Annotated in this window: 20 protein-coding genes and 1 other RNA gene; 6 read left to right on the forward strand and 15 right to left on the reverse strand. The window is 43.5% G+C overall.

Features of this window, described 5'->3' with window-relative positions; all coding sequences use genetic code 11:
- Window positions 1–51: 51 nt before the first annotated feature.
- Together pepP and Xsto_RS12740 are read right to left on the reverse strand one after the other, a co-directional pair.
- Complete coding sequence (gene pepP / locus Xsto_RS12735) at window positions 52–1362, reverse strand: Xaa-Pro aminopeptidase (protein ID WP_099125291.1); 1311 nt, start codon at window positions 1360–1362, stop codon at window positions 52–54.
- 40 nt (window positions 1363–1402) lie between these two features.
- Window positions 1403–1978: a YecA/YgfB family protein gene (locus Xsto_RS12740; protein WP_099111388.1), complete on the reverse strand. Its 576-nt coding sequence runs from the start codon at window positions 1976–1978 to the stop codon at window positions 1403–1405.
- Between the two features lie 389 nt (window positions 1979–2367).
- On the opposite strand from Xsto_RS12740, the gene zapA reads away from it, so the two are divergent.
- From zapA to Xsto_RS12755, 3 genes are all read left to right on the forward strand, one after another.
- On the forward strand, window positions 2368–2673 hold the full coding sequence (gene zapA / locus Xsto_RS12745; RefSeq protein ID WP_086955933.1) for a cell division protein ZapA: 306 nt from the start codon (window positions 2368–2370) through the stop codon (window positions 2671–2673).
- Window positions 2674–2882: 209 nt separating this feature from the next.
- Window positions 2883–3067: non-coding RNA, 6S RNA (gene ssrS, locus Xsto_RS12750), on the forward strand.
- Window positions 3068–3117: 50 nt separating this feature from the next.
- Complete coding sequence (locus Xsto_RS12755) at window positions 3118–3714, forward strand: 5-formyltetrahydrofolate cyclo-ligase (RefSeq protein WP_099125292.1); 597 nt, start codon at window positions 3118–3120, stop codon at window positions 3712–3714.
- A 70-nt stretch (window positions 3715–3784) separates the two neighbouring features.
- On the opposite strand, the gene serA is transcribed toward Xsto_RS12755, so the two are convergent.
- Both serA and rpiA read right to left on the reverse strand, forming a co-directional pair.
- Window positions 3785–5026 (reverse strand): phosphoglycerate dehydrogenase, encoded by a 1242-nt coding sequence (gene serA / locus Xsto_RS12760; RefSeq protein WP_099111390.1) that lies wholly within the window; start codon window positions 5024–5026, stop codon window positions 3785–3787.
- 270 nt (window positions 5027–5296) lie between these two features.
- Window positions 5297–5956: a ribose-5-phosphate isomerase RpiA gene (gene rpiA / locus Xsto_RS12770; RefSeq protein WP_099125293.1), complete on the reverse strand. Its 660-nt coding sequence runs from the start codon at window positions 5954–5956 to the stop codon at window positions 5297–5299.
- A gap of 195 nt (window positions 5957–6151) precedes the next feature.
- Between rpiA and Xsto_RS12775 the strand changes: the two genes are divergently transcribed.
- Entirely contained in the window at window positions 6152–7057 is a 906-nt protein-coding gene (locus Xsto_RS12775; protein WP_099121372.1) for a LysR family transcriptional regulator ArgP, read from the forward strand.
- Here the strand turns inward: Xsto_RS12775 and Xsto_RS12780 are convergent.
- On the reverse strand, window positions 7054–7782 hold the full coding sequence (locus tag Xsto_RS12780) for an oxidative stress defense protein (RefSeq protein ID WP_099111393.1): 729 nt from the start codon (window positions 7780–7782) through the stop codon (window positions 7054–7056). The genes Xsto_RS12775 and Xsto_RS12780 overlap by 4 nt on opposite strands.
- Before the next feature lie 218 nt (window positions 7783–8000).
- Entirely contained in the window at window positions 8001–8624 is a 624-nt protein-coding gene (gene argO / locus Xsto_RS12785) for an arginine exporter ArgO (protein WP_099125294.1), read from the reverse strand.
- 348 nt (window positions 8625–8972) lie between these two features.
- Between argO and Xsto_RS12790 the strand changes: the two genes are divergently transcribed.
- Window positions 8973–10862 carry an alpha-galactosidase gene (locus Xsto_RS12790; protein WP_099125295.1) on the forward strand — a complete coding sequence of 630 codons (1890 nt, stop codon included), beginning with the start codon at window positions 8973–8975 and terminating at the stop codon, window positions 10860–10862.
- Window positions 10863–10988: 126 nt separating this feature from the next.
- Here the strand turns inward: Xsto_RS12790 and mscS are convergent, their stop codons facing one another.
- The 9 genes from mscS to ampD all read right to left on the reverse strand — a co-directional run bounded on the left by mscS (window position 10989) and on the right by ampD (window position 25179).
- The gene (mscS, locus tag Xsto_RS12795; protein ID WP_099111396.1) at window positions 10989–11861 is read right to left on the reverse strand and encodes a small-conductance mechanosensitive channel MscS; all 873 of its coding nucleotides are present in this window, start codon (window positions 11859–11861) and stop codon (window positions 10989–10991) included.
- Window positions 11862–11959: 98 nt separating this feature from the next.
- On the reverse strand, window positions 11960–12331 hold the full coding sequence (locus Xsto_RS12800; protein WP_099111397.1) for a YacL family protein: 372 nt from the start codon (window positions 12329–12331) through the stop codon (window positions 11960–11962).
- A gap of 165 nt (window positions 12332–12496) precedes the next feature.
- On the reverse strand, window positions 12497–15094 hold the full coding sequence (gene acnB / locus Xsto_RS12805) for a bifunctional aconitate hydratase 2/2-methylisocitrate dehydratase (protein ID WP_099125296.1): 2598 nt from the start codon (window positions 15092–15094) through the stop codon (window positions 12497–12499).
- A 424-nt stretch (window positions 15095–15518) separates the two neighbouring features.
- The gene (lpdA, locus tag Xsto_RS12810; RefSeq protein ID WP_086955916.1) at window positions 15519–16946 is read right to left on the reverse strand and encodes a dihydrolipoyl dehydrogenase; all 1428 of its coding nucleotides are present in this window, start codon (window positions 16944–16946) and stop codon (window positions 15519–15521) included.
- A gap of 202 nt (window positions 16947–17148) precedes the next feature.
- Window positions 17149–19014 (reverse strand): pyruvate dehydrogenase complex dihydrolipoyllysine-residue acetyltransferase, encoded by a 1866-nt coding sequence (gene aceF, locus Xsto_RS12815; RefSeq protein WP_099111399.1) that lies wholly within the window; start codon window positions 19012–19014, stop codon window positions 17149–17151.
- Between the two features lie 13 nt (window positions 19015–19027).
- The gene (aceE, locus tag Xsto_RS12820; protein ID WP_099125297.1) at window positions 19028–21691 is read right to left on the reverse strand and encodes a pyruvate dehydrogenase (acetyl-transferring), homodimeric type; all 2664 of its coding nucleotides are present in this window, start codon (window positions 21689–21691) and stop codon (window positions 19028–19030) included.
- Window positions 21692–21931: 240 nt separating this feature from the next.
- The gene (pdhR, locus tag Xsto_RS12825) at window positions 21932–22696 is read right to left on the reverse strand and encodes a pyruvate dehydrogenase complex transcriptional repressor PdhR (RefSeq protein WP_099111401.1); all 765 of its coding nucleotides are present in this window, start codon (window positions 22694–22696) and stop codon (window positions 21932–21934) included.
- A 1080-nt stretch (window positions 22697–23776) separates the two neighbouring features.
- Window positions 23777–24631, reverse strand: a complete 855-nt coding sequence (ampE, locus tag Xsto_RS12835) for a beta-lactamase regulator AmpE (protein ID WP_099111403.1) — start codon at window positions 24629–24631, stop codon at window positions 23777–23779.
- A complete protein-coding gene (ampD, locus tag Xsto_RS12840) occupies window positions 24628–25179 on the reverse strand; it encodes a 1,6-anhydro-N-acetylmuramyl-L-alanine amidase AmpD (protein WP_099125298.1) in 552 nt (183 codons plus the stop codon). Before ampD ends, ampE begins: the two co-directional genes overlap by 4 nt.
- A gap of 334 nt (window positions 25180–25513) precedes the next feature.
- Here ampD and ppdD point away from each other — a divergent pair, with 334 nt between their 5' ends.
- On the forward strand, window positions 25514–25936 hold the full coding sequence (gene ppdD, locus Xsto_RS12845; protein ID WP_099125299.1) for a prepilin peptidase-dependent pilin: 423 nt from the start codon (window positions 25514–25516) through the stop codon (window positions 25934–25936).
- The last annotated feature ends 122 nt before the right edge of the window (window positions 25937–26058 follow it).

Genomic DNA, 26058 nt, shown 5'->3' on the forward strand with positions numbered 1-26058 from the left:
GTCTCCTAGCTGCGATACAGTTTGAAATCCATCGGGTGTATGACTCTAACTCTATTTTGCCTGTGACATCAGTGCTTCAATTTCATCAGGATCTTTAACGACATATTCGGTTAAATTTTCATTACCTGATTCTGTAATCAAAATATCGTCTTCAATACGGATCCCAATTCCTCGATATTCCGGCGGTACATCAGCATCCGGTGCAATATACAGCCCCGGTTCAACCGTCAGTACCATGCCCGGTTCCAGAATACGATCACGATCAACACCATAATGCCCTACATCGTGAACATCCAGACCCAGCCAGTGGCTTAAACCATGCATGAAAAATTGACGATAAGCATTGGTCTCGATCAAATATTCGACTTCGCCATGCAGAATGCCCAGCTTAACCAACTCTTCAACCATGATACGCACAACCTGCCCCGTCACTTCCCTCATGCTGGCACCCGGTTTATAAAGCTCCAGAGAGACATTGATGGATTTCAGCACAATGTCATAAATTTCTCGCTGAGGACGGGTAAATTTACCATTGACCGGAAATGTTCGTGTAATGTCGCCCGCATAACCTTTATATTCACAACCGGCATCGATAAGCACCAAATCGCCAGCTTTCATGCAGCGATCATTTTCTGTGTAATGCAGAATGCAGGCATTTTCGCCAGAACCAACAATGGTGTTATAAGCAGGATAACGTGCGCCGTGATAGGTAAATTCATGATGAATTTCAGCTTCAAGCTGATATTCAAACATATCCGGGCGGCAATGCTGCATCGCTCTGGTATGAGCCTGCGCACTGATTTTCCCCGCTTTACGCATGATTTCCAATTCAGCTTCTGATTTAAACAGACGCATTTCATGTAGCCACGGGCGCCAGTCAGCTATGATTGATGGCACAGTGAGATTACGACGGCTGTTTTTGCGTAATTTATCCAGAGCACTGAATACTATCTCGTCCGCATATTCAAATTCGCCCTGCGCATGGTAAACCACGTCCAGCCCGTTCAGCAGTAGGTAAAGTTGCTCGTCAAGAGCATCAAAAGGTAAAGCGCGATCAACGCCCAGTTTTTCCGGCGCAGCTTCTTGCCCGAGCCGGCGACCAAACCAGATTTCCGCCGTCAAATCACGCACTCGGTTAAACAACACACTGTGATTATGAGTTTCATCACTTTTGATCAGAATAAGAACAGACTCTGGTTCATTAAATCCAGTCAAATAAAGAAAATCACTATGTTGACGATAAGGATATTCACTATCTGAATTGCGTGTCGCATGCGGGGCTGCAAAAATAATGGCCGCACTGGCCGGTGCCATTTTCGACAATAATACCTGACGACGGGACAAATATTCTTGTTTGGTCATACCCTCTCCTGCAATCTCATTATTATTAATTAATCACCAATCAATGCAGCGTTGGTTTTTCGTTTTTGGTATTGCCTGCTTTTTTAGGTGTCGCCAGTGCGATGTAGCAGAGTTGCACTGCAACACGAACATATTCCAGTACTTCTTCCAGTGCCTGTGCTAACTCTTCCTGATCTTCGCTTTCATCGTATCCCAGCATCCCTATATTACGTAAATCCGTAATAACTTCCTGAATTTCTTTTCTTTCTGTTAACTTAGGATCAGCTACGCCTAACCCTAACAAGAAGTGGTTTACCCAACCTGCCAACGCATCGGCACATGCAAAAACACCCTCTTCATCATCAGGAAGCAGTAAATTAAAGTGAAAATTACTGTCATCCAATAACTCGAAGGTTGTTTCATACAATTCTCTGATTGGCTGCGCGAGGATCTGTGAAAATGCCAGACCGTCATTGGCAAGATCATGAACAAGAGCCTGCCAGCTACTGTCGTGATTTCCACCACACAGTAACCCGCTGATTAAACCGTGCATTTCCGCGGCGGTTAAAGCGACGGACTGTTGATGCAAAATTTCATCAAATGACTGATAATTAGGTAATGAGTTTTGTATAGACATGTATATTGATCATCGTTGGCGATATAAGTTCATGCTATGCTACCATCAAGGGGAGTCGCTATACCAGACAACATAATCAGGTTGTTTTTTGGTATTGCACGGTAATGATTGGTGTCGGCCTTACTTTTATACCAGAATATGTTTTTACACTCTTTATTTTTCCAGATTACTACCGCTCTGGAATCTGGAAAGATATACCCAATGGATTTCGAGTTGCATCGCGGCGGCAAGGGAACTCATCCCCGGGAGCATAGCTAACCGTATGTTTATAAAAACGGTGACCGGAGTGAGTGAGCACAGCCAACAAAGAGGCAACTTGAAAGACGAAGGGTATAAAGGGTGTATGTCAAAATTAAGGTATCGGCACAGTAATAAATCAGGAAGGTGTCATGTCTGCACAACCAGTAGATATTCAGATTTTTGGGCGGTCATTACGTGTCAATTGTCCACCAGAGCAGATAGAAGCATTGCAGGCTGCTGCGGATGAACTTGATCAGCGTTTGCATAACCTCAAAGAACGCACCAGAGTGACTAACACTGAGCAACTGGTTTTTATTGTGGCGCTGAATATCTGTCACGAGTTGGCACAGGAAAAAATGAAAACCCGTGATTACGCCTATAATATGGAACAAAAAATTAAAATGCTTCAGCAGACGATTGAGCAGGCACTGTTAGAGCAAGGTAACAAAAGTTAGGGCAAAGTAACAAAAGTCCGAAATTAGCCAGCTTTATATCGTCAGTAGGCTTATCCTTGTTTAGAAATCAGGCAGTAGTTACGATAGATGAACATAAGCAGTTGCTTTCTCCATTTAGTTCCATACAATAGGCCACATGATATTACTTAAGACTAAATGGGTAGGTTCTGATTGAAGATTCCTGGCTAATTAGTTTAAAGTAATAAAAAATTTCTCTGAGGTGTTCGTGAGCGGGGATGTCCCCTGAGCCGATATTTCATATCTGATAGAATGTGGTGCTCCGTTTCTTGTGAGCATGCTTGGCTAGTCCAAGAAGCCTAATAGGGGCGACACCATGTTCACCTTGAACCAAGGGTTCAAGGGTTACCACCTGCAGCGGCATCTTGGAGAACCCTATCTATCTGTTTTGTATCCTTTTCTGCACTACTTTAATAGGCAGGTACTATGCAATCAGATTCCTTTTTCTCTCTTCGAAAAAGCATCAGACAAGACATTCGTCAACTACGTAAAAATCTCTCCCCTGAACAACAATTGCGATTCGCCCTACAGGCAGCTGAACGGGTTATGGAACACCCTAAAATCCTGCAAGCAAAAAAAATTGCCTTGTATCTCTCTTTTGACGGTGAACTCGATACACGCCCGTTGATTCAGCAACTCTGGCAACAAAACAAACAGGTCTATTTGCCAGTATTACACCCTTTCAGTCGGAATCATTTGCTGTTTCTTCGTTATCAGCCTGACACTCCTCTCATCCGGAATCAATTCAGGATAGAAGAACCACCACTGGATATCCGGCAGGTTTTACCTGTTTCTGAGCTGGATATTATGTTTATTCCGCTCGTTGCTTTTGATCGTAGCGGGCAGCGCTTAGGGATGGGCGGAGGGTTCTACGACAGGACGCTTGCCAGATGGCAACAGCAAAACTTTTATCCGATTGGGTTAGCACATAATTTTCAACTGGTTGACTCATTACCCAGCGCAAGTTGGGATATTCCTTTACCCGAAATAATCACTCCAGAAAAAACATGGCGCTGGGTATAACCGCTGAAAATTATTTATTATTAAATTTCAATGCATAAGGGCTATTATTATAGCCCTTATATCATTTAAGTTAGTAAAGCATACGGGATCGAATAGTACCAGGCAAAGCTTTTAGCTGTTGCAGGACTAATTCCGCCTGAGCCGGATTTTGCGTCATAATATCGATAACAACATAACCCATATCGCCTTCAGTACGCAGATATTGTGCCTCGATATTGATTTCCTGATCGGTGAAAACCTGGTTAATGCTGGTTAAGATACCCGGGCGATTTTCGTGGATATGCAATAATCGATTGGTATCCTTCGCATGCAGAGGCAATGAAACTTCCGGAAAGTTTACTGCGGATAATGTAGAACCATTATCAGAATATTTAACCAGTTTACCTGCAACTTCATAACCGATGTTCTGTTGTGCTTCTTGCGTAGAACCACCGATATGAGGTGTCAGCAATACGTTGTCAAATTTGATTAGCGGTGAGACAAAAGGTTCGCTGTTTGTTGCTGGCTCTTCAGGGAAGACATCAATCGCAGCACCAGAAAGATGCCCGATTTCCAACGCTTCAGTCAGTGCAGGAATATCGATCACAGTACCACGTGATGCATTGATCAAAATCGAACCCGGTTTCATCAGTTCTAATTCTGCCGCGCCAATCATGTTTTTAGTTGAATGAGTTTCAGGAACATGCAGACTGATAACATCACTCATATTTAGCAATTCAGATAAGTGATGAACCTGCTGAGCGTTGCCCAGTGGTAGTTTGTGTTCCAAATCATAGAAATAAACATTCAGGCCGATACTTTCAGCCAAAACACTTAGCTGTGAGCCGATATGACCGTAACCAATAATGCCCAGTTTTTTACCACGTGCTTCATAGCAGCCCGCAGCCTGTTTATTCCATATGCCTTTGTGAGCCTTTGCATTAGCTTCAGGAACCCGGCGTAACAGCAGCAACAGCTGCCCTAATACCATTTCAGCCACTGAGCGCGTATTAGAGAATGGGGCGTTGAATACGGGAATACCGCGTTTTGCTGCGGCGTTCAGATCAACCTGATTAGTACCGATGCAGAAACATCCGACTGCCACCAGTTTTTCCGCCGCCGCAAAAATTTCTTCAGTTAACTGAGTACGGGAACGGATCCCAACAAATTTGGCATCACGGATAGCTTCTTTCAGCTCTTCCGGCTCTAATGCCCCTTTATGATATTCAATATTGCTGTACCCTGCTGCCCGCAGATTGTCGACTGTGCTTTGATGAACACCTTCCAGCAGCAGAAACTTAATTTTTTCCTTTTCTAAAGATACCTTAACCATTTACCCGCCCTAGTTGTACTAACTTTCATAATGCCGATAGATTTCACTAAAATAACAAAAAAAACGTCAACAGCAATATAATCGTTTGCCTGTAAAACAGCATAAGAAACAGTAAAAAAGTTGTTACACAAAGTAAAGGGTTTCGTTACAAGGTAAAATTAGAATTTTGAGGAAGATTTAATCAATAATACAATATATATATCTGAATTTTATTTTTTGAAAAAGTCAGAAAATTTTTTAAGGGCAGAATATTCTGCCCTTCGCAAGCGGTTACTCTGTAATCGTTTTCACTCCGTTGGAACTGCCAACCAGCACGACATTTGCGCCACGATTCGCAAACAGGCCTACCGTTACTACTCCTGCAATAGCATTAATTTTATTTTCTAACTCGATAGGATTCAGAATGGTAAGATTGTGAACATCTAAAATAACGTTACCATTATCAGTGATAACATTCTGACGATAAACCGGCGTTCCTCCGAGTTTTACCAGCTCACGGGCAACATAAGAACAAGCCATCGGAATAACTTCCACAGGTAACGGGAATTTACCCAACACGTCAACCTGTTTGGATTCATCAATAATACAAATGAATTTTTTTGCTACCGCAGCAATGATCTTCTCTCTGGTCAGTGCCGCACCACCACCTTTAATCATCTGCATTTGAGCATTAATTTCGTCAGCTCCGTCAACATAAATGTCTAGAGAGTCAACCTCATTACAGTCAAACACAGGGATACCAAGACTCTTCAATTTCTCAGTTGATGCTTCCGAGCTGGATACCGCACCTTCGATTTGATCTTTCATTGTTCCCAGAGCATCAATAAAATGAGATGCCGTTGAACCGGTGCCTACTCCCACAACTGTTCCCGGTTTAACATATTCCAGCGCTGCCCAGCCTACCGCTTTTTTCAGTTCATCCTGTGTCATATCAATCAATGCCTATAATCAATTACAAGAAAAATCCAGCCGCCAGTATAAACAATATTTTATCTTACCCTGTGAAAAAATATGGCATAGTGCTACCTAGACCGAAAAATATTTTGGGCACACAATATCATTCTAGAATAAATACCATTCCAGAATAATCGAAGAGTTAATGACAAACGGAGAGCCTGATTTTCAATGAAACGTCCTGATTACCGATCCTTACAGGCGTTAGACGCCGTGATCCGCGAACGCGGCTTCGAACGTGCAGCCCAAAAGCTTTGTATTACTCAATCCGCCGTATCCCAGCGCATCAAGCAATTAGAAAATTTATTTGGTCAACCACTCTTAGTGCGTACTGTTCCGCCCCGTCCTACAGAGCAGGGACAAAAATTGCTGGCGTTATTACATCAAGTGGAATTACTCGAAGCACAATGGCTCGGTGATGAGAATGGCAATGAAACTCCCCTGCTACTTTCTCTTGCTGTCAATGCAGATAGTCTGGCTACCTGGCTTTTACCCGCACTCCATCCGGTGCTTTCTGATTTACCCATCAGACTCAATATTCAGGTAGAAGATGAAACCCGGACACAGGAAAGCCTGAGACGCGGGGAAGTTGTCGGTGCCATCAGTATTCAGTCACAACCACTGCCAAGCTGTCTGGTGGATAAATTAGGCGCTCTCGATTATCTCTTCGTCGCTTCTCCTAAATTTGCCGATCGCTTTTTCCCTAATGGAGTGACACGCTCTGCATTATTGAAAGCACCAGCGGTTGCATTTGATCATCTGGATGATATGCATCAGGCCTTTTTACAACAGTATTTTGATTTATCGCCGGGTAGTGTGCCCTGCCATATCGTTAACTCATCTGAAGCCTTTGTTCAATTAGCAAAACAAGGCACGACATGCTGTATGATCCCTCATTTACAAATTGACAGAGAACTAAAAGCAGGTGAATTAGTTGATTTAACACCCGGGCTGTACCAGCGCCGTATGCTTTACTGGCACCGGTTTGCCCCAGAAAGCAGTGCAATGAGAAAAGTTACTGACGCCCTGTTAAAACTTGGGCGCCAGATGTTACGTCAGGAAGATGAAATTAATTAACGCTGTAATTCAAAAACTGCATCAACGTGATCAGAAAACTCTATGCTTTGTGGTTCATAAGTTTCATCTGCTGAATCCCCTGCTGGCGCAGCTGCCATCTGAGTAGTCCTTAATTGCAGTCTGTTCATTGGATAAGGTACAGCTTCAGGGGGACGATAAGTGACACTATATACAGCACCTAACTTACTGTTAAAGCCTTTTGCCAGTTCAGTTGCCTGTTGAATCGCATTTGTGATCGCTTTCTGTCTGGCTTCATTACGATATAGCTGAGGATCAGCAACACTGAATTGCACTGAATTAATTTCATTCAGTCCTGCTTTCAAAGCACCATCCAGCAGCGGATTCAGTTGATCCAATTTGTGTACTTTGACTTCAACTGAGCGAGATGCGCTATACCCTATAATGGTTGATTTACCATTTTTCTGATCATATTGATATTCTGGCTGGGTCCGGATATTGGCCGCATTAATATCCTTTTTATCGATACCACTCGCCTTCAAAAAATCAAAATACTTGGCGACACGTGCATCAACTTTATGCTTGGCCTCGGTCGCGCTTTTCTGGCTCACTTTGACATGAATCATCAGAGTTGCCATATCCGGAGCTGCTTTGATTGTCGCACTACCAGAAGTAGATATATGTGGGACAGATGGTAATTCCGCCGCTGAAACTGACATACTGCCTACAGCCAGCATAACAGCAAATATCAGTGAGTTACGTTTCACTAAAACCTCCTTTCGGATATACCCACCCTCTTTCAAGCCACTGTTAACTCGAAAAAAACTGGATATACAGCAAATAAATAAGCATTTTGGTCAGACTCTAATAACCTGTAACAGTCTAATAGGCTAGAAGATCCCAATAGACAGTAAGACAAGCAATTTTCAGAAACATTAGCACACTATTTATAAAGAATTGTTTAAATTATAAAGAATTGTTTCAGTTAATTAAAAATCTGTAATCCCTGCTTCAATAAATTCCATGCGATATACCACATTACGCATCCCACAAACAGATTAATGATGCGTTGAGAACGAGGTTGATTAAGGATTGGAGAAAACCACGCGGCGAGTATCGCCAATGCGAAAAACCAACTGATAGAGGCAGTCACTGCACCGATGGTAAACCACGGTCTCAACTCAGCTGATAATCCACCTCCAATGCTACCTAATACAATAAAGGTATCCAGATAAACATGAGGATTTAGCCAAGTTACTGCAAATAATGTCACAATAATCCGCCAGCGGCTTTGAACAACCACATCTTTATTGGACAGTGAAAAATCCGCAGATAATGCGGCCCGAAAAGCCCCCCATCCATACCATAAGAGGAATGCAACGCCTCCCCATGTCACCGCCTGTAACAGAAAAGTAGATTGCCCAAGTAGAGCACTTCCTCCAAAGATCCCAGCCATAATCAGAATAATGTCACTGATGGCACATAATGCGGCACTCATCAGATGAAATTGTTTTTTACTGCCTTGCTGCATCACAAAAACATTTTGTGGCCCAAGTGGGATGATCATTGCAGCACTAAGAAAAAAGCCCTGAATTAACGTCGAAAACATGCAGAAATTCCTAATAATTATTCAATAAAATAAGGTCTATCTGCATATTAAGTAAATACATTCATTAGTAAAAATTAATTATTCTTATTCATCATTAATAAAATTAATAAAGCACTAAGCAAGTAAGCAGTCCGCCTGATTATTTCCTTCCGCATGTGACGGGCGGTTGAAGTACACCATGCTACATATAGCCCTTGATAAGGAGGGATAGAGACACTTCCTCCTCCCAGTTTATTTTTATTTGAACATGAACACAGCTACCAAGCTAAAAAATATTTTTTCACTTTTTATTCTTATTTTAATTACCGAAATGTTTTCCTTTTCTAAATAAAAATAAAGAGCCATCCTATGAAAAATATCACAAAAATTTCATTACTTAGTCTGCTTATTTCGAATAGCGCTTTTGCCGCAAATTATGTCCTGACTAACGATAATATTAAGATCTCGTTTGAAGAACCGAAGTCTGTAGTTACGATTCAGGATAAACCGTTCCACCGCCAGATCACATCACAGGAACTCTTTTTTCTAACGCTGCCAAATCAAGATGTGATTCATTCCTCTGATTTTAAAATTAAACATGTAGAACAACTGGATAACACAATTAAGATTGATTATTCCCACAAGGATTTTAACGTCACCGTCGTACTGAGCATGCTGAAAAAGAAATATGCCAGCATTAATTACACTATCACTGCGGTAGGTAAACCCAGAGAAATTACTAACATCACCTTCTTCCCGACAACTAAGCAGCAATCTCCGACACCTTATATTGATGGCGAAATCAACAGTTCACCAATCATTGCCAACCCATTTGTTATTCTGCCCAAAAAACCTTTTGTTAACACCAATGTCCATAAAGCAAGCAGTAGCCTGAACGTCGAGCTGAAAATGGCTATCCAGCCTAAAATTCCGCTCAGCTACACTATCTTCCTTGGCACCTTTTCGGAAACCAATCAACTTCGCCGCAGTGTTAACCAACTGATCAACACACTGCGCCCACGTCCATATAAACCCTATCTACACTACAATAGCTGGATGGATATAGGTTTTGGCTCCGCCTACACCGAACAAGATGTATTGAAACGGATAGATGAGTGGAATAAAGAATTCATTATCGGACGTGGAGTGAAGCTTGATGCCTTTCTACTGGATGATGGCTGGGATGACCTCACTGGCAGATGGCTGTTTAGCCCAGCTTTCAGTCATTTCGATACCGTTAGAAACAAGGCAACCAGCCTGCACAGTTCAATAGGTTTGTGGCTTTCCCCATGGGGCGGCTATGGTGAATCAGGCCAAATCCGCGTCTCACATGCCAAAGAGTATGGTTTTGAAACAGCTAATGGAATGCTCGCTCTCTCCGGTCCAAATTATTTCAAAAGCTTTAACGCCCAAGTGCTCAACCTCATCAAAAATGAACACATTACTTCCTTCAAGCTGGACGGTATGGGTAACGCCAATTCGCATATTAAAGGTAGCCCGTTTGCTTCCGATTTCGATGCTTCAATTGCCCTCATTAATAATATGCGAGCAGCTAACAAGGATCTGTTTATCAACCTGACAACCGGCACCACTGCCAGCCCTTCCTGGCTGTTCTACGCTGATTCTATCTGGCGTCAGGGTTCTGATATCAATTTAGACGGTAAAGGTTCACCAGCTCAGAAGTGGGTCACTTATCGTGATGCAGAAACTTATCGCTCGATTGTGAAAAAGAGTCCGTTATTACCGCTTAATTCATTGATGTACCACGGCATCGTCAGCGCGAAAAACGCCTATGATGGGCTGGAGAAGGTACAAACGGATGGCGATTTCGCCGATCAGGTCTGGAGCTACTTCGCCACCGGCTCACAGCTACAAGAGCTATATATTACACCGTCTATGCTGAATAAGGCCAAATGGGATACGCTGGCGAAAGCGGCTAAGTGGTCACGGAGCAATTCAGATGTACTGATAGATAGCCACTGGATAGGCGGCGATCCCCATGCGCTGAAAATTTACGGCTGGGCATCATGGAATAAACGTAAAGCAATTCTCGGTCTCCGCAATCCGTCAGATAAAGCACAGACATATTATCTGGATATGGCAAAAGACTTCGAAATCCCGCGAGGAGAAACCTCGCATTTCAGACTAATCCCCGTATACGGCAACAACTCCACTGTACCGGAAAACTATACCAAAGCTGTCACCGTGACACTAAAACCGCTGGAAATGCTTGTATTTGAAGCCGTACCTATGAAGTAAACAACACCGACTTCTCTGATTAAAAATTTAAATACCGTTGAAGTAAATTCTGACTTGGTGTGAGTGTATCTGTTTCTCACACCAAGTATTTCTCCCATCAATTATTTCTTACATAAAAAGTTTTAGTTAATTGTCCGTGTTCTTCTGCAAAGCAATCTGCTGCTGATGAAGATAAACATCCATTTGTGGGAAAGGAATACCAATCTTATGTTTATCTAAAGCTCGCTTGAAGTTTTCCATCAGATCCCAATAGACACTCCAGGCATCACCATTGGTTGTCCATACACGTACAATAAAATTAAGTGATGAAGGTGCCATTTCATGCAAACGAATAGTTACACCTTTGTCATGCTGAATACGGTTATCCGCTTGAATAACATCACCCAATACTTTCTTAACTTCATCAATATCTGCGTCATATGCCACACCGACCATAATCTGAGTACGGCGGTTTGGTTCACGGCTGGTATTGATTATATTATTTGTAATAATCTTTCCATTAGGGATAACAATGATGCGATCATCCGCCGTACGCAATGTTGTGGAGAAAATCTGCACCTGTACAACAGTCCCTTCCACTGACCCAATGATGACATACTCACCAACACGAAGCGGGCGGAAAACAACCAGCAACACACCTGCGGCAAAATTTGATAATGAACCCTGTAATGCCAGACCAACAGCTAAACCGGCAGCACCAATAACCGCAATGACAGATGCAGTCTGGATCCCTAACCTTCCGAGAACGGCAATGATAGTAAACGCGATAATGGCATAACGAATTATGGCTGATAAAAAGTCAGAAATAGTCGTATCAACACCACGTAACGACATAACGCGTTTCACTGCCTTACATGCCAGCTTGGCAATGGACAAACCGACTATCAGAATTAAAATGGCAAATACGATATTCATTGCATACTGGATCAGTATTTCTTGATTATTGACCAGCCAATGTGTTGCTTTATCTATCTCACCGGACAGATTGATCTCTTCCATAAAAGCCTACCTTTTTTTGTTGGAACCTATCTACATGAACACGAAAGCGATGGAATAGAAATTATGGCAGAAAGCGGCCATGGATTGAACATAACCACTTACCCTTTATTTTTTTGCAAAACAAAGTCTCTATAATTTGCCAGCATATCGATAAAATCATCTGTACCGCAAAATGCCAGACTTTCGTTATCGTAGTAACTCATTCCCTCTTCCATCTCTTCAGTATCAAACTGGAGTTGATTGGCTCTTATCATGATTTCTTCTTCATTCATTAACAGTGTGTATTCATGACCGTTCAACTGCCACTGGCGTACACTGCCTTTTATTTCTATCAGCGCTGAGGTTATCTTATCTAATATGCTCAAATCGTCTTTCACCTCCTCATTAAGCCAATGACCAATAGCTTCATGATCCATTGAAAAGCGCGCTGTAACCTGACCAGTGATATCCTGCATAAATTCATATTCCATCACATACCTCCACATTTTACTTATCTCAATCACATCCGGATTTTAAACATTTCCGATGCTCCCACCTCAGAGCCAGCCCACAAACTGACACAAAATCTGCCGCAAAAATCAGGCACAAAAAAGGGAGGCATGCGCCTCCCTTATTCATTCAGCAATATACTTTTTTTACACGGCAGTTTGGAAGATAACATCATCCGCTTTTTCAGTATACTCGTTCAACTGATCAAAATTGAGGTAGCGGTAAGTATCCGCCGCGGTTTCATCAACTCTCTCCATGAATTGCAGATACTCTTCAGGCGTTGGCAGACGACCTAATAATGAAGCAACAGCCGCCAGTTCCGCAGATGCAAGATAAACATTAGCTCCTGCACCTAAACGGTTCGGGAAGTTACGTGTGGAAGTAGAAACCACCGTAGCACCATCAGCAACCCGAGCCTGATTACCCATACACAATGAACAGCCCGGAATTTCGATGCGTGCCCCACTCTTACCAAAGACACTGTAATAACCTTCTTCGGTCAACTGAGCAGCATCCATTTTAGTTGGAGGAGCAACCCAAAGACGAGTAGGTAACTGGCCTTTATGCTGATCGAGTAACTTACCGGCAGCACGGAAGTGACCAATGTTTGTCATACAGGAGCCGATAAACACTTCATCAATTTTGCTGTTAGCAACATCAGATAACAGGCGGGCATCATCCGGATCATTAGGTGCACACAAAATAGGTTCTTTGATCTCAGCCAGATCAATTTCAATTACTGCGGCATATTCTGCATCTGCATCCGCCTCCAGTAACTGAGGATCTTTCAACCAGTTTTCCATACCAATAATACGGCGTTCCAGCGTCCGGCGATCGCCGTAACCTTCTGCAATCATCCATTTCAACAGAACAATGTTGGATTGCAGGTATTCAATAATCGGTGACTTATCCAGTTTTATCGTACAGCCCGCCGCAGAACGTTCGGCAGATGCATCTGCCAGTTCAAATGCCTGCTCAACTTTGAGTTCTGGCAAACCTTCAATTTCCAGAATACGACCGGAGAAAATATTTTTCTTACCTTTTTTCTCTACGGTTAATAAACCTTGCTGAATCGCATAGTAAGGAATGGCATGAACCAGATCACGCAAAGTGATACCCGGTTGCATTTTCCCTTTAAAACGCACTAATACAGATTCCGGCATGTCCAACGGCATAACTCCCGTTGCCGCCGCAAATGCGACCAAACCAGAACCCGCTGGGAAAGAAATACCAATAGGGAAACGGGTGTGAGAGTCACCGCCTGTACCTACGGTATCCGGCAGTAACATACGGTTCAGCCATGAGTGAATAATGCCATCACCCGGGCGCAGAGATACGCCACCACGGTTCATGATGAAGTCAGGTAATGTATGATGGGTCGTCACATCCACAGGTTTTGGATAAGCCGCAGTATGGCAGAACGACTGCATGACCAGATCCGCTGAGAAGCCCAGACAGGCCAAATCTTTCAACTCATCACGGGTCATTGGCCCGGTTGTATCCTGTGAACCAACAGAGGTCATCTTCGGTTCACAATATTCTCCCGGACGGATCCCGCTAGTACCACAGGCACGGCCAACCATTTTCTGTGCCAGTGTGAAACCCCGGTTACTTTTCTCAATCGCTTTCGCCTGACGGAAAACATCACTGTATGGCAACCCTAAAGATTCACGGGCTTTGGTTGTCAGGCCACGACCGATAATTAATGGAATTCGGCCTCCGGCACGTACTTCATCAATCAGTACATCTGTTTTCAGTTCAAAAGTTGACAATACTTCATTGGTATCATGAAGGCGGATCTCACCTTTATATGGATAGATGTCAATCACATCCCCCATATTCAGTCGGGATACATCAACTTCAACCGGCAATGCACCAGCATCTTCCATTGTGTTGAAGAATATTGGAGCAATTTTCCCACCCAATACAACACCGCCACCACGTTTATTAGGCACAAACGGGATATCTTCCCCCATAAACCACAAAACGGAGTTTGTAGCAGATTTACGGGAAGAACCGGTTCCCACAACATCCCCTACATAAGCCAGAGGATGGCCTTTTTCATTGAGTGCTTCAATTTGCTTGATTGGACCAACAACGCCAGCCTGATCAGGCACGATACCTTCACGGGCATTTTTCAGCATAGCTAACGCATGTAATGGAATGTCGGGGCGTGACCACGCATCTGGTGCAGGGGAAAGGTCATCTGTATTAGTTTCACCAGTGACTTTGAAGACCGTAACAGTAATTTTTTCAGCCAGTGCCGGGCGTTGCAGGAACCATTCTGCATCAGCCCATGACTGGATAATTTGTTTGGCATGTGGATTACCTGCTTTCGCTTTTTCTTCCACATCATAGAAACTGTCGAACATCAGTAAAGTGTGAGACAGAGCCTTAGCGGCAATAGGTGCCAGTTTTTCATTATCGAGAGCGTCAATCAGAGCATGGATATTGTACCCACCCTGCATGGTTCCCAATAATTCAATCGCTTTTTCCGGTGTAATAAGTGGTGAAGTGGTTTCACTCTTCGAGATTGCAGCAAGAAAGCCAGCTTTTACATAAGCAGCTTCATCAACACCGGGGGGGACTCGGTTAGTCAACAGATCTAGCAGGAAATCTTCTTCACCTTGAGGTGGGTTCTTCAGTAATTCGACCAGCGCGGCTGCTTGAGCTGCGTCTAATGGCTTAGGGACGATGCCTTGCTCTGCACGTTCGGCTACGTGCCTGCGGTATTCTTCTAGCACGACTAACTCCTCGCTCTCATTGTCTTTTATATGCCCGGCTGTCTGCACCCGGTAACGATCACCATGAAATGACCATTAGGGATGCCAGGTCAGAGGATTTGCTCACATAACATCAAAATTATGCCGAGCTTCGGGCAATTAGAATACCAAAATTTGAATGGCATGTTAATTCATTCACATAAAATCAACATTGGAGTGCAGTAAAGTTCTGGATAGAGGTGCATGAAGTGTGTATTTAGGATTTAAATACTATTTGTTGATGTTTTGTCCTGAAAACCTCTTATCTTTATTTATGAAAATAATTAAGTGAGAAAACGGCAAGACTCTCCATGCAAGAGCCAATTAGCGAAAAAATAAATAACAAACGGCTTCTACAATAGAAGCCGCCTATATTCACTGCAGAAATAACGCAAAATCTAATGCATTATTTCTTTTTCTTTGCCTTAGGGTTTGGCAAGTCAGTGATGCTGCCTTCGTACATTTCAGCAGCCATACCGATTGATTCGTACAGAGTCGGGTGAGCGTGAACAGTCAGAGCGATATCTTCTGCATCACAACCCATCTCGATAGCCAGACCGATTTCACCCAGCAGTTCGCCGCCGTTAGTACCAACAATAGCACCACCGATAATACGGTTGCTTTCTTTATCGAAAATCAGTTTAGTCATACCATCTGAACAATCAGATGCAATTGCACGACCGGAAGCAGCCCATGGGAAAGTTGCAGTTTCGTAACTGATGCCTTTCTCTTTCGCTTCTTTCTCAGTCAGACCAACCCACGCAACTTCTGGCTCAGTATAAGCAATGGATGGGATCACTTTTGGATCGAAATAATGTTTCTTACCGGAAATAACTTCGGCAGCAACATGGCCTTCATGAACACCTTTGTGTGCCAGCATTGGTTGACCAACGATATCACCGATAGCGAAGATATGAGGTACGTTAGTACGCATTTGCTTATCAACATTGATAAAGCCACGCTCATCAACAGCAACACCTGCCTGACCAGCATCGATCAGTTTACCGTTTGGTACACGGCCGATAGCAACCAGAACCGCGTCATAGCGCTGAGGTTCTGCCGGTGCTTTTTTACCTTCCATTGTCACGTAGATACCATCTTCTTTGGCTTCTACAGCAGTCACTTTGGTTTCCAGCATCAGGTTGAATTTCTTGCTGACACGTTTAGTGAATACTTTAACAACGTCTTTGTCCGCAGCAGGGATAACCTGATCGAACATTTCAACCACGTCAATCTGAGAACCCAGAGCGTGATAAACAGTGCCCATTTCCAGACCGATGATACCGCCGCCCATAACCAGCATGCGTCCCGGAACTGTTTTCAGCTCCAGTGCATCAGTAGAATCCCATACGCGAGGGTCATCATGCGGAATGAATGGCAGCTGAATTGGGCGTGAACCCGCTGCAATAATGGCATTATCAAAATTAATCGTTGTTGCGCCATTTTCGCCTTCAACTACCAGAGTGTTAGCACCTGTGAATTTACCAACACCGTTAACAACGTTAACTTTACGGCCCTTAGCCATGCCACCCAGACCACCTGTCAACTGGGAAATAACTTTTTCTTTCCAGAGACGGATTTTATCGATATCAGTTTGTGGCTCACCAAACACGATACCGTGTTGTGCCAGCGCTTTTGCTTCTTCAATGACTTTAGCAACGTGAAGCAATGCTTTAGATGGGATACAACCAACGTTAAGACAAACACCACCCAGAGTAGAGTAGCGCTCAACCAGAACGGTATCCAAACCTAAGTCTGCACAACGAAAAGCAGCAGAATACCCTGCTGGGCCTGCTCCAAGCACCACTACCTGGGCTTTAATTTCAGTACTCATCATGACCTCTTAATTGTTTGTCCGGCGGGTCAGACGAAAAAAAACCATATTCCACCGGGACGTACACACCGCGAGCAGTTTACAGAATTGTAAATAACCTGAAAAGCGCGTTAACGTGACGGAAATCTCAACCTGTCAGATACAAGTCTAAAATTTCCATCACTGTCGTAATTATTAGGCCGGCTATTCACCGGCCTTTGCATTACATCACCAGACGGCGAATGTCGCTCATCAACTGATTAATATAAGTGATGAAACGAGCACCATCAGCTCCATCGATCACACGGTGGTCGAAAGACAGAGACATTGGCAGGATCAGACGAGGAACGAATTCCTTGCCATTCCAGACCGGCTTCATAGAAGAACGGGACAGACCCATAATAGCCACTTCTGGCGCGTTCACGATTGGTGCAAAGCCGGTTGTACCGATACCACCCAAGCTGGAGATCGTGAAGCAGCCGCCCTGCATGTCGGAAGCAGTCAGCTTACCAGCACGAGCTTTCTTGGATACTTCAGCCAGTTCTCTTGACAGTTCCATGATGCCTTTTTTGTTAACATCTTTGAATACAGGAACAACCAGGCCGTTAGGCGTATCAACCGCAATACCGATGTTGACGTATTTTTTCAGGATCAGCTTTTGGCCATCTTCAGAGATAGAGCTGTTAAAGCGAGGCATTGCTTCCAGTGCTTTTGCAGCCGCTTTCATGACGAATACCAGCGGAGTGATTTTCACGCCCAGCTGTTTCTTCTCTGCTTCTTTGTTTTGCTGTTTACGGAATTCTTCAACTTCAGTTATATCCGCTTCATCGAACAGGTTAACATGAGGGATCATTACCCAGTTACGGCTCAGGTTTGCACCGGAGATTTTCTGGATACGGCTCATTTCAACTTCTTCGATTTCACCAAACTTGCTGAAATCAACTTTCGGCCAAGGCAGCATACCAGGCAAGCCACCACCCGCAGCCGCAGGTGCAGCTTCAGCACGCTTGATCGCATCTTTCACGTAAGCCTGAACGTCTTCGCGCAGGATACGACCTTTACGACCAGTACCTTTAACTTTAGCCAGGTTTACACCGAATTCACGAGCCAGACGGCGGATAACCGGAGTTGCATGAACGTAAGCGTCATTTTCTGCAAACTCATTTTTGCCTTCTGCTGGCTTAGCCGCGGCCGGAGCTGGTGCTGCTTTCGCTGGTGCAGCCGCAGGAGCCGGAGCCGCTGCAGGTGCTGCCACAGGTGCTGAGCCTGCAACTTCAAATACCATGATCAGAGAACCGGTTTTTACTTTATCGCCAACCGCGATTTTGATCTCTTTCACAGTACCTGCAAATGGCGCAGGTACTTCCATGGAAGCCTTGTCACCTTCAACAGTGATCAGTGACTGCTCTTCAGCAATGGTGTCACCCACTTTTACCATGATTTCGGTAACTTCAACTTCATCACCACCGATATCCGGTACATTAACTTCTTTTGCTGCAGATGCCGCAGGCGCTGCTGCCGGAGCAGAAGCTGCTGCCGGAGCTGGCGCTGCACCAGAACCTGCAACTTCAAATACCATGATCAGAGAACCAGTTTTTACTTTATCGCCAACCGCGATTTTGATCTCTTTCACAGTACCTGAGAATGGCGCAGGCACTTCCATGGAAGCCTTGTCACCCTCAACAGTCAGCAGCGATTGCTCTTCAGTGATGGTATCACCCACTTTTACCATGATTTCGGTAACTTCAACTTCATCACCACCGATATCCGGTACAGCAACTTCTTTGCTTTCAGCTGCAACAGGCGCTGCTGCCGGAGCCGCTTCCTGCTGTACAGGTGCTGCTTCTGCTGCACCAGTTGCGGATTCAAAGATCATAATCAGTTTGCCGGTTTCAACTTTGTCACCAACTGTAACTTTGATCTCTTTAACCACACCCGCCTGTGGAGAAGGAACTTCCATAGAAGCCTTGTCACCTTCAACAGTGATCAGTGACTGTTCTACTTCTACTGTGTCACCAACTTTCACCAGAATCTCGGTAACTTCAACTTCATCTGCACCAATATCAGGCACGTTAATTTCGATAGACATTAATCTTTACCTCTTATGCCAGACGTGGGTTAACTTTTTCTGGGTTGATGCTGTATTTCTTGATGGCTTCTTCAACCACTTTCACATCAACTTCGCCACGTTTAGCCAATTCACCCAGAGCAGCAACAACCACGTAAGAAGCATCAACTTCAAAGTGGTGGCGCAGGTTTTCACGGCTGTCAGAACGACCGAAGCCGTCAGTACCCAGTACGCGGAATTCGCTTGCTGGTACAAAGTTACGAACCTGCTCAGCAAACAGCTTCATGTAATCGGTAGAAGCAACTGCTGGTGCTTCGTTCATGATCTGAGCGATATAAGGAACGCGTGGTTCTTCTGATGGGTGCAGCATGTTCCAACGCTCACAATCCTGACCATCACGAGCCAGTTCAGTGAAGGAAGTTACGCTATAAACGTCAGAAGCAACACCGTACTCGTCAGACAGGATCTTAGCTGCTTCACGAACGTGACGCAGGATAGAACCAGAGCCCAGCAACTGAACTTTACCTTTCGCGCCTTCCATGCTTTCCAGTTTATAGATACCTTTACGGATACCTTCTTCAGCACCTTCCGGCATTGCTGGCATATGGTAGTTTTCGTTCAGAGTGGTGATGTAGTAGTAGATATTCTCTTGCTTCTCACCATACATACGCTCCAGACCATCATGCATGATAACAGCTACTTCATAAGCAAACGCTGGATCATAAGAGATACAGTTAGGAATAGTCAGAGACTGAATATGGCTGTGACCATCTTCGTGTTGCAGACCTTCACCATTCAGAGTCGTACGACCGGAAGTACCACCAACCAGGAAGCCACGAGCCTGCTGATCGCCAGCAGCCCAGCACAGATCACCGATACGCTGGAATCCGAACATGGAGTAGTAGATGTAGAACGGGATCATCGGCAGGTTATTGGTGCTGTAAGAAGTTGCAGCCGCCAGCCAAGATGATGCTGCACCCAGTTCGTTGATACCTTCCTGCAGGATCTGACCTTTAGCGTCTTCTTTATAGTATGCAACCTGCTCACGGTCCTGCGGAGTATACTGCTGACCATTCGGGCTATAGATACCGATCTGACGGAACAGACCTTCCATACCGAAAGTACGTGCTTCGTCAGCAATGATTGGAACCAGACGATCTTTGATAGACTTGTTCTTCAGCATTACGTTCAGGGCACGAACGAAAGCGATAGTGGTAGAAATTTCTTTGGATTGTTCTTCCAGCAGAGAGTTGAACTCTTCCAGTGCTGGGATCTCCAGTTTGTCGTCGAAGTTAACACGACGGCTTGGCAGGTAACCACCCAGTGCATTACGACGCTCATGCAGATATTTAGCTTCTTCTGAGTCTTTGTCGAAAGTCACGTATTGCAGGTTTTCAACTTGCTCATCAGATGCAGGCACATTGAAACGATCACGGAACTGGCGAACGCCTTCCATGTTCATTTTCTTAACCTGGTGAGCAATGTTTTTACCTTCAGCGGTATCACCCATGCCGTAACCTTTAACGGTCTGAGCCAGGATTACAGTTGGTTGGCCTTTAGTTTCCTGCGCTTTATTCAGTGCAGCGTAAACTTTCTTAGGATCATGACCACCACGGTTCAGAGCCCAAATCTCGTCATCAGTCATATCTTTGACCAATTCCGCAGTTTCTGGGTAACGACCGAAGAAGTGTTTACGGACATAAGCACCATCTTTAGACTTGAATGTCTGATAGTCGCCGTCCAGAGTTTCGTTCATCAGCTGAACCAGTTTACCGCTGGTATCTTTACGCAGCAGTGCATCCCAACGCTCGCCCCACAGGACTTTCAGTACCTGCCAGCCAGCGCCTGCGAAGATGCCTTCTAGTTCATTAACAATTTTACCGTTACCGGTTACTGGGCCATCCAGACGCTGTAAGTTACAGTTGATGATAAATACCAGATTGTCCAGTTTTTCACGGGTTGCGATAGTGATCGCACCTTTGGATTCTGGCTCATCCATCTCACCGTCGCCCAGGAAAGCATAAACGGTTTGTTTAGACGTATCTTTCAGACCACGGTTTTCCAGATATTTCAGGAACTTAGCCTGATAAATGGCAGAGATTGGGCCCAGACCCATTGAAACAGTCGGGAACTGCCAGAAGTCAGGCATCAGTTTAGGATGCGGATAAGAAGACAGACCGTTACCGCCGATTTCCTGACGGAAGTTGTTCATCTGCTCTTCAGTCAGACGACCTTCAAGGAATGCACGAGCATAAACGCCCGGAGAAATATGGCCCTGGAAGTAAACCAAGTCGCCGCCATCATTATCATTACGAGCGCGGAAGAAATGGTTAAAACAAACTTCATAAACAGTAGCGGAAGACTGGAATGAAGCCATGTGACCGCCCAGCTCCAAATCTTTCTTGGATGCACGCAGAACAGTCATGATGGCATTCCAGCGAATTGCAGAACGAATGCGGCGTTCTAAATCCAGATTACCAGGGTAAGCCGGCTCATCCTCAACCGGAATAGTGTTGATGTAATCACGGCTTGCAGTACCAGCTGCTACACTAACACCACCTTTACGTGCTTCGTTCAAAACCTGATCAATCAGGAATTGAGCGCGTTCAACACCTTCTTCACGGATGACCGATTCGATCGCCTGTAACCAGTCGCGAGTTTCGATCGGATCCACGTCATTTTTCAAAATATCTGACATGGTGTGTTCCTTATCTGTTATCTATTTCTAATGGTTGTTTTGGAGCCTATCTTCTGGTCATACCCTTTGACATTCAGTCAGTCATGACCGGAAGATAGGCCCTGCTATATGTTGCCGCTAAAACTCTTCAAAAAGAGCATAACGACTGTACAGACGCAGCAGCCAGGATCTGCACAGTCAATTTAGGACCTACCCCATTTGGGAGTTGTTTTAATCCATGACGCCCCGGAGGATAGGCTCTTATTCCTGATGTTGTTGGAGCCGTCTCAGTGAGCGTTCACGACGGGTATGCTCACGAGTCAGATCCAATAAAACTTCTTCAATGAAAGACAAATGACGATGTGAAGCTTCACGGGCTTTTTCCGGTTCTTTCGCCATTATTGCGTGAAAAATCGCTGCCCTATGGTCACTCACTGCCGCCAGCATTTCTTTACGGGTATAAATGAACTCGAAATTGCGCCGGATATTTTGTTCCAGCATCGGGATCATACAACGCAGTAAATGCAGCAAAACCACATTATGTGCTGCTTCTGTGACAATAAGTTGATATTGCAGAACTGCATCAGATTCCGCACCAATATCCCCGCTTTGCTGTGCTTCCTGAATCGCGAGATGGCTTTCCTTAATGCGTTTAAAATCTTCATCTGTTCCTCTGAGCGCCGCATAATAAGCTGCGATACCTTCCAGCGCATGACGCGCTTCGAGGAGATCAAACTGTGATTCCTGATTCTCTGCAATAAGTTGGGCTAGCGGGTCACTGAAACTTTGCCAGAGATTATTCTGTACAAAAGTTCCTCCACCCTGACGACGGAAAAGAAACCCTTTGGCTTCTAGTTTTTGAATGGCTTCGCGCAATGAAGGACGTGATACCTCGAACTGCTTTGCCAGCTCACGCTCAGGCGGCAACTTTTCCCCGGGGCGCAACGAGCCTTCGAGAATGAGGTTTTCCAGACGCTGCTCAATCACATCTGATAATTTTGGTTGGCGAATTTTGCTATAAGCCATATCTGCTGTAAGCCATTCAGTAAGTAAGTGTTACTTTGAACAATTTATGGTGAACTATACCCCTCTACCCTGTTTAACAGAGTATTCAGACTAACCTTCAGTTGATCGACCTCATTCAATTAACCTCGTTTAGCCGGGATTTAGTCAATTGGTAATACCAATTTAGAATACAGGCCATAAAGTAACAAAGTATTCACTAGCTGTCTATAAAGACCTTGGGCTAAATCATAAAAATCTGCAAATTTTAACAAATTATTTTAATTTTTATCAGAAAATTATAACCAAAAGGGATTTTCAGACAGTAAAACAGGTAGGAGTGGTAAAGATACAGATTAAATTCATTATCTATTGTTATAATTTATTTAATATATTGATTCTTTTGTTTATTTGTTATTTAAATTTATACATTACTATTTAACTTACACAATATAGTGAGCAAATTAAGGGCCATAGTGCTTGTTACTTATCATGACAGCATCATTATTAAATTATTAACAGAGCTTAATTCAAAATAGTTAATCATAAAAATAAATTAAGTATTTTACTGTATAGTCAATATGCCGTGCAGATTTCATACTGAATCGTTTTATTACAGTTGCAGACAAGATAGCAGTGGCAAACCAATGCAGTGGCAGCAATAAGTAGTCCAAAACACATATAAAACACGTTAAATACAATACCCCTCCCCCCAGGAATAACAAAAATGTTATGGACATTTCTTAAGTGGTTAATTTAAGTGCCAACTCAGGGAATATTCTAACGTTTCAGGATGAATATATACCCAATAGATTTCGAGTTGAGTCACGTCGGCAAATGCAAATAGAGTGGGTTATCAGTAACATAGAGAACTATATATATGTAACTGAAAAACCAGCCAACACAGAAGCTACTCTAAAGATTAAGGGTATACTCAGGCTAATTTGATATATACCAACATATTTCAAGTTGTCTAACTGGGGTCAATGATGCCCATTAGCAATATCACTAGCCGGAAGCTACAACCTGAAAAAATGAATGGTATAAAAATCCTTTTAAAGTAATTCCCGCCAGATGTCACATATAGACACAGGCGGGAGTTTTTTATGCTAACGCCCCATAAATCGTCAACAGTGCGACAATAATCACAATGGTAAATGTTGCTTTTTTCGCAATTTTTACCGCAGCAAGGGGGCTATTCAAAAGATCTAAATGAGGTTCCTTGCTCAATGCAAATTGAGCCAATTGACTGACCACCTTATATTGTGATGTCCGCAAATCACTAAGTGATGCAATCCAGGCTGGTAACGCTTTTTCCCCATGCCCTAGCAAAGCATAAGCAATACCCGCCAAACGTGCTGGTATCCAATCCAAACAATTTAATAGCGCATCAACCCCGGATTGCGCTCGCTGCACAGAAGTTCTGCATTGCGCCAACCATCTCTGATAAGCTCTCAGGAAACAGTATCCCATTAAAATGGACGGACCAAACTCACCCATAACAACTAACCAGAAAATCGGGGCAAGATAATAGCGGAAATTTATCCAGATCAATGCGTTCTGTATTTCACGCAAGCGATCATCTTTTGTCATCTCAGGCGGATTCTGTTGCCCTATAAGTAAATTTGTAAGATGAATATTCTGTTGCTCTAAATCACCAGTGCGTACAGAACGGAGATATTCACGATAACTATGGCGCAAAGAGCCGGCACCAATACATAACAAGCTAATCATGATGCATAACAGGATCGCAGGGATACCAAAAGCAATAACACTCAGTACATCAATAATTTTCCAGGTCAAAAAAGCAACTACAAATGCCATCACTAAACTGACCCACAATGAATATACTTTTACTCTGGCAAAAAAAGGAGACAGATAATGTTCTAACTGCCAATGCTCTCCCATCTTGAAAATGCGTTCCCATGCCAGTATTAACAATAGAATAAAGAGAGTCATCCAACTCGCTCCTTTAATAGCTGCCGATACTGTTCCCAGTAAAAATAAGGCCCTGGGTCAGTTTTCCTGCCCGGAGCGATATCACTGTGACCTGTAATATTATTACGGATATCAGGATAATGACTGATAAGTAACTCAGTCACTTCCGCCAGCTTAGTGTACTGAATTTCAGTAAATGGCTCGTAATCGGTACCTTCTAACTCAATACCTATTGAAAAATCATTGCACGTTTCCCGATCACAATAACAGGAAACCCCTGCATGCCAGGCTCTTTTGTCGAAAGGAACATATTGCACAACTTCACCATCACGACGAATCAAACAATGCGCAGAAACCCTTAATCCTTTTATTTCCTGAAAGAAAGGGTCTTCATTCGGATCCAACGTCCCCATAAATAGCTGATCAATATACGGCCCGCCAAACTTACCGGGCGGTAAACTAATGTTATGTATAACCAATAATGATGGGATTTCCCCTGCTGGACGCAGATCATAATGCGGTGAAATCACCTTTCTGGCATTAGCAATCCACCCTTCATGTAACCTCATACCCTCGATTCCTCCATCTTTCAAAACCTATTGAGTATATACCCTATGAATTTCAAGATGCAGCCAAAGTGTAACAGGTTAGATTTTTCAATCGAGGAGTATTGTTGTTCATGTTTTCATTTGCGAGCAAGCTCGAAAACTTCCCGGTATAAAATGTAATTAATAATTCTTTTCTTTGAATCGCTTCCATAAATTTCATTTATCTTATTTTCTTTTTTAAGAAAACATTCATGCTAACTGGCATCAGCAAATAATAAATATCATGCTTTTATTTTAAAAAATAACGAAGCCATGTAGAGATCGAATAAAAAACACAAAATGAGGAAGCGATAATATGAATCAACAAGGATTTACATTAATGGAAGTTATGGTGGTAATGGCAATAGTGTCTATCCTCGGTGCGATTGGTATTCCTAGCTATCAGGGATATATTCAAAAGGCAGCACTGACTGATATGCTACAAGCTATTGTTCCTTATAAATCTGGCATTGATATTTGTCATTTTGAAACCGGAAATTACAAAGAATGCAGCTCTGGGCATAAATCAATTCCATCAGGGTTTAATAGCCGTTACATCAATACAATTACAGTAAAAGAAGGAGAAGTAAATATTATTGGCCAGAAAAACCTCAGCGGCCTGAATATCACCTTAAAACCAGATCAAGATACTAAAACTGGCATGACTCATTGGCAAGTTATGTGCAATTCTGAAAGTGAATCGTTAAAAACAAAATGTCAGGAAACATTTAAATTTTAAAAAAACAAGTAAAAACAAACAAATTAGCATTTAAATTATAGTGTAAATATAGTCCTCCACTGAAAGTGTAAACAGCCTTATATTTACAAAAACAGCTATTCTCTTTTAAAACTAAAGGAATA

Origin of the sequence: Xenorhabdus stockiae (assembly GCF_002632825.1) — a bacterium.
GTDB classification, from domain to species: Bacteria; Pseudomonadota; Gammaproteobacteria; order Enterobacterales; family Enterobacteriaceae; genus Xenorhabdus; species Xenorhabdus stockiae.

What these genes read in the sequence shown, in the direction of transcription:
- pepP (WP_099125291.1), bottom strand. Translation starts at nt 1,362, where the DNA reads ATGACCAAACAAGAATATTTGTCCCGTCGTCAGGTATTATTGTCGAAA.
- Xsto_RS12740 (WP_099111388.1), bottom strand. Translation starts at nt 1,978, where the DNA reads ATGTCTATACAAAACTCATTACCTAATTATCAGTCATTTGATGAAATT.
- zapA (WP_086955933.1), top strand. Translation starts at nt 2,368, where the DNA reads ATGTCTGCACAACCAGTAGATATTCAGATTTTTGGGCGGTCATTACGT.
- Xsto_RS12755 (WP_099125292.1), top strand. Translation starts at nt 3,118, where the DNA reads ATGCAATCAGATTCCTTTTTCTCTCTTCGAAAAAGCATCAGACAAGAC.
- serA (WP_099111390.1), bottom strand. Translation starts at nt 5,026, where the DNA reads ATGGTTAAGGTATCTTTAGAAAAGGAAAAAATTAAGTTTCTGCTGCTG.
- rpiA (WP_099125293.1), bottom strand. Translation starts at nt 5,956, where the DNA reads ATGACACAGGATGAACTGAAAAAAGCGGTAGGCTGGGCAGCGCTGGAA.
- Xsto_RS12775 (WP_099121372.1), top strand. Translation starts at nt 6,152, where the DNA reads ATGAAACGTCCTGATTACCGATCCTTACAGGCGTTAGACGCCGTGATC.
- argO (WP_099125294.1), bottom strand. Translation starts at nt 8,624, where the DNA reads ATGTTTTCGACGTTAATTCAGGGCTTTTTTCTTAGTGCTGCAATGATC.
- Xsto_RS12790 (WP_099125295.1), top strand. Translation starts at nt 8,973, where the DNA reads ATGAAAAATATCACAAAAATTTCATTACTTAGTCTGCTTATTTCGAAT.
- mscS (WP_099111396.1), bottom strand. Translation starts at nt 11,861, where the DNA reads ATGGAAGAGATCAATCTGTCCGGTGAGATAGATAAAGCAACACATTGG.
- Xsto_RS12800 (WP_099111397.1), bottom strand. Translation starts at nt 12,331, where the DNA reads ATGGAATATGAATTTATGCAGGATATCACTGGTCAGGTTACAGCGCGC.
- lpdA (WP_086955916.1), bottom strand. Translation starts at nt 16,946, where the DNA reads ATGAGTACTGAAATTAAAGCCCAGGTAGTGGTGCTTGGAGCAGGCCCA.
- aceF (WP_099111399.1), bottom strand. Translation starts at nt 19,014, where the DNA reads ATGTCTATCGAAATTAACGTGCCTGATATTGGTGCAGATGAAGTTGAA.
- aceE (WP_099125297.1), bottom strand. Translation starts at nt 21,691, where the DNA reads ATGTCAGATATTTTGAAAAATGACGTGGATCCGATCGAAACTCGCGAC.
- pdhR (WP_099111401.1), bottom strand. Translation starts at nt 22,696, where the DNA reads ATGGCTTATAGCAAAATTCGCCAACCAAAATTATCAGATGTGATTGAG.
- ampE (WP_099111403.1), bottom strand. Translation starts at nt 24,631, where the DNA reads ATGACTCTCTTTATTCTATTGTTAATACTGGCATGGGAACGCATTTTC.
- ampD (WP_099125298.1), bottom strand. Translation starts at nt 25,179, where the DNA reads ATGAGGTTACATGAAGGGTGGATTGCTAATGCCAGAAAGGTGATTTCA.
- ppdD (WP_099125299.1), top strand. Translation starts at nt 25,514, where the DNA reads ATGAATCAACAAGGATTTACATTAATGGAAGTTATGGTGGTAATGGCA.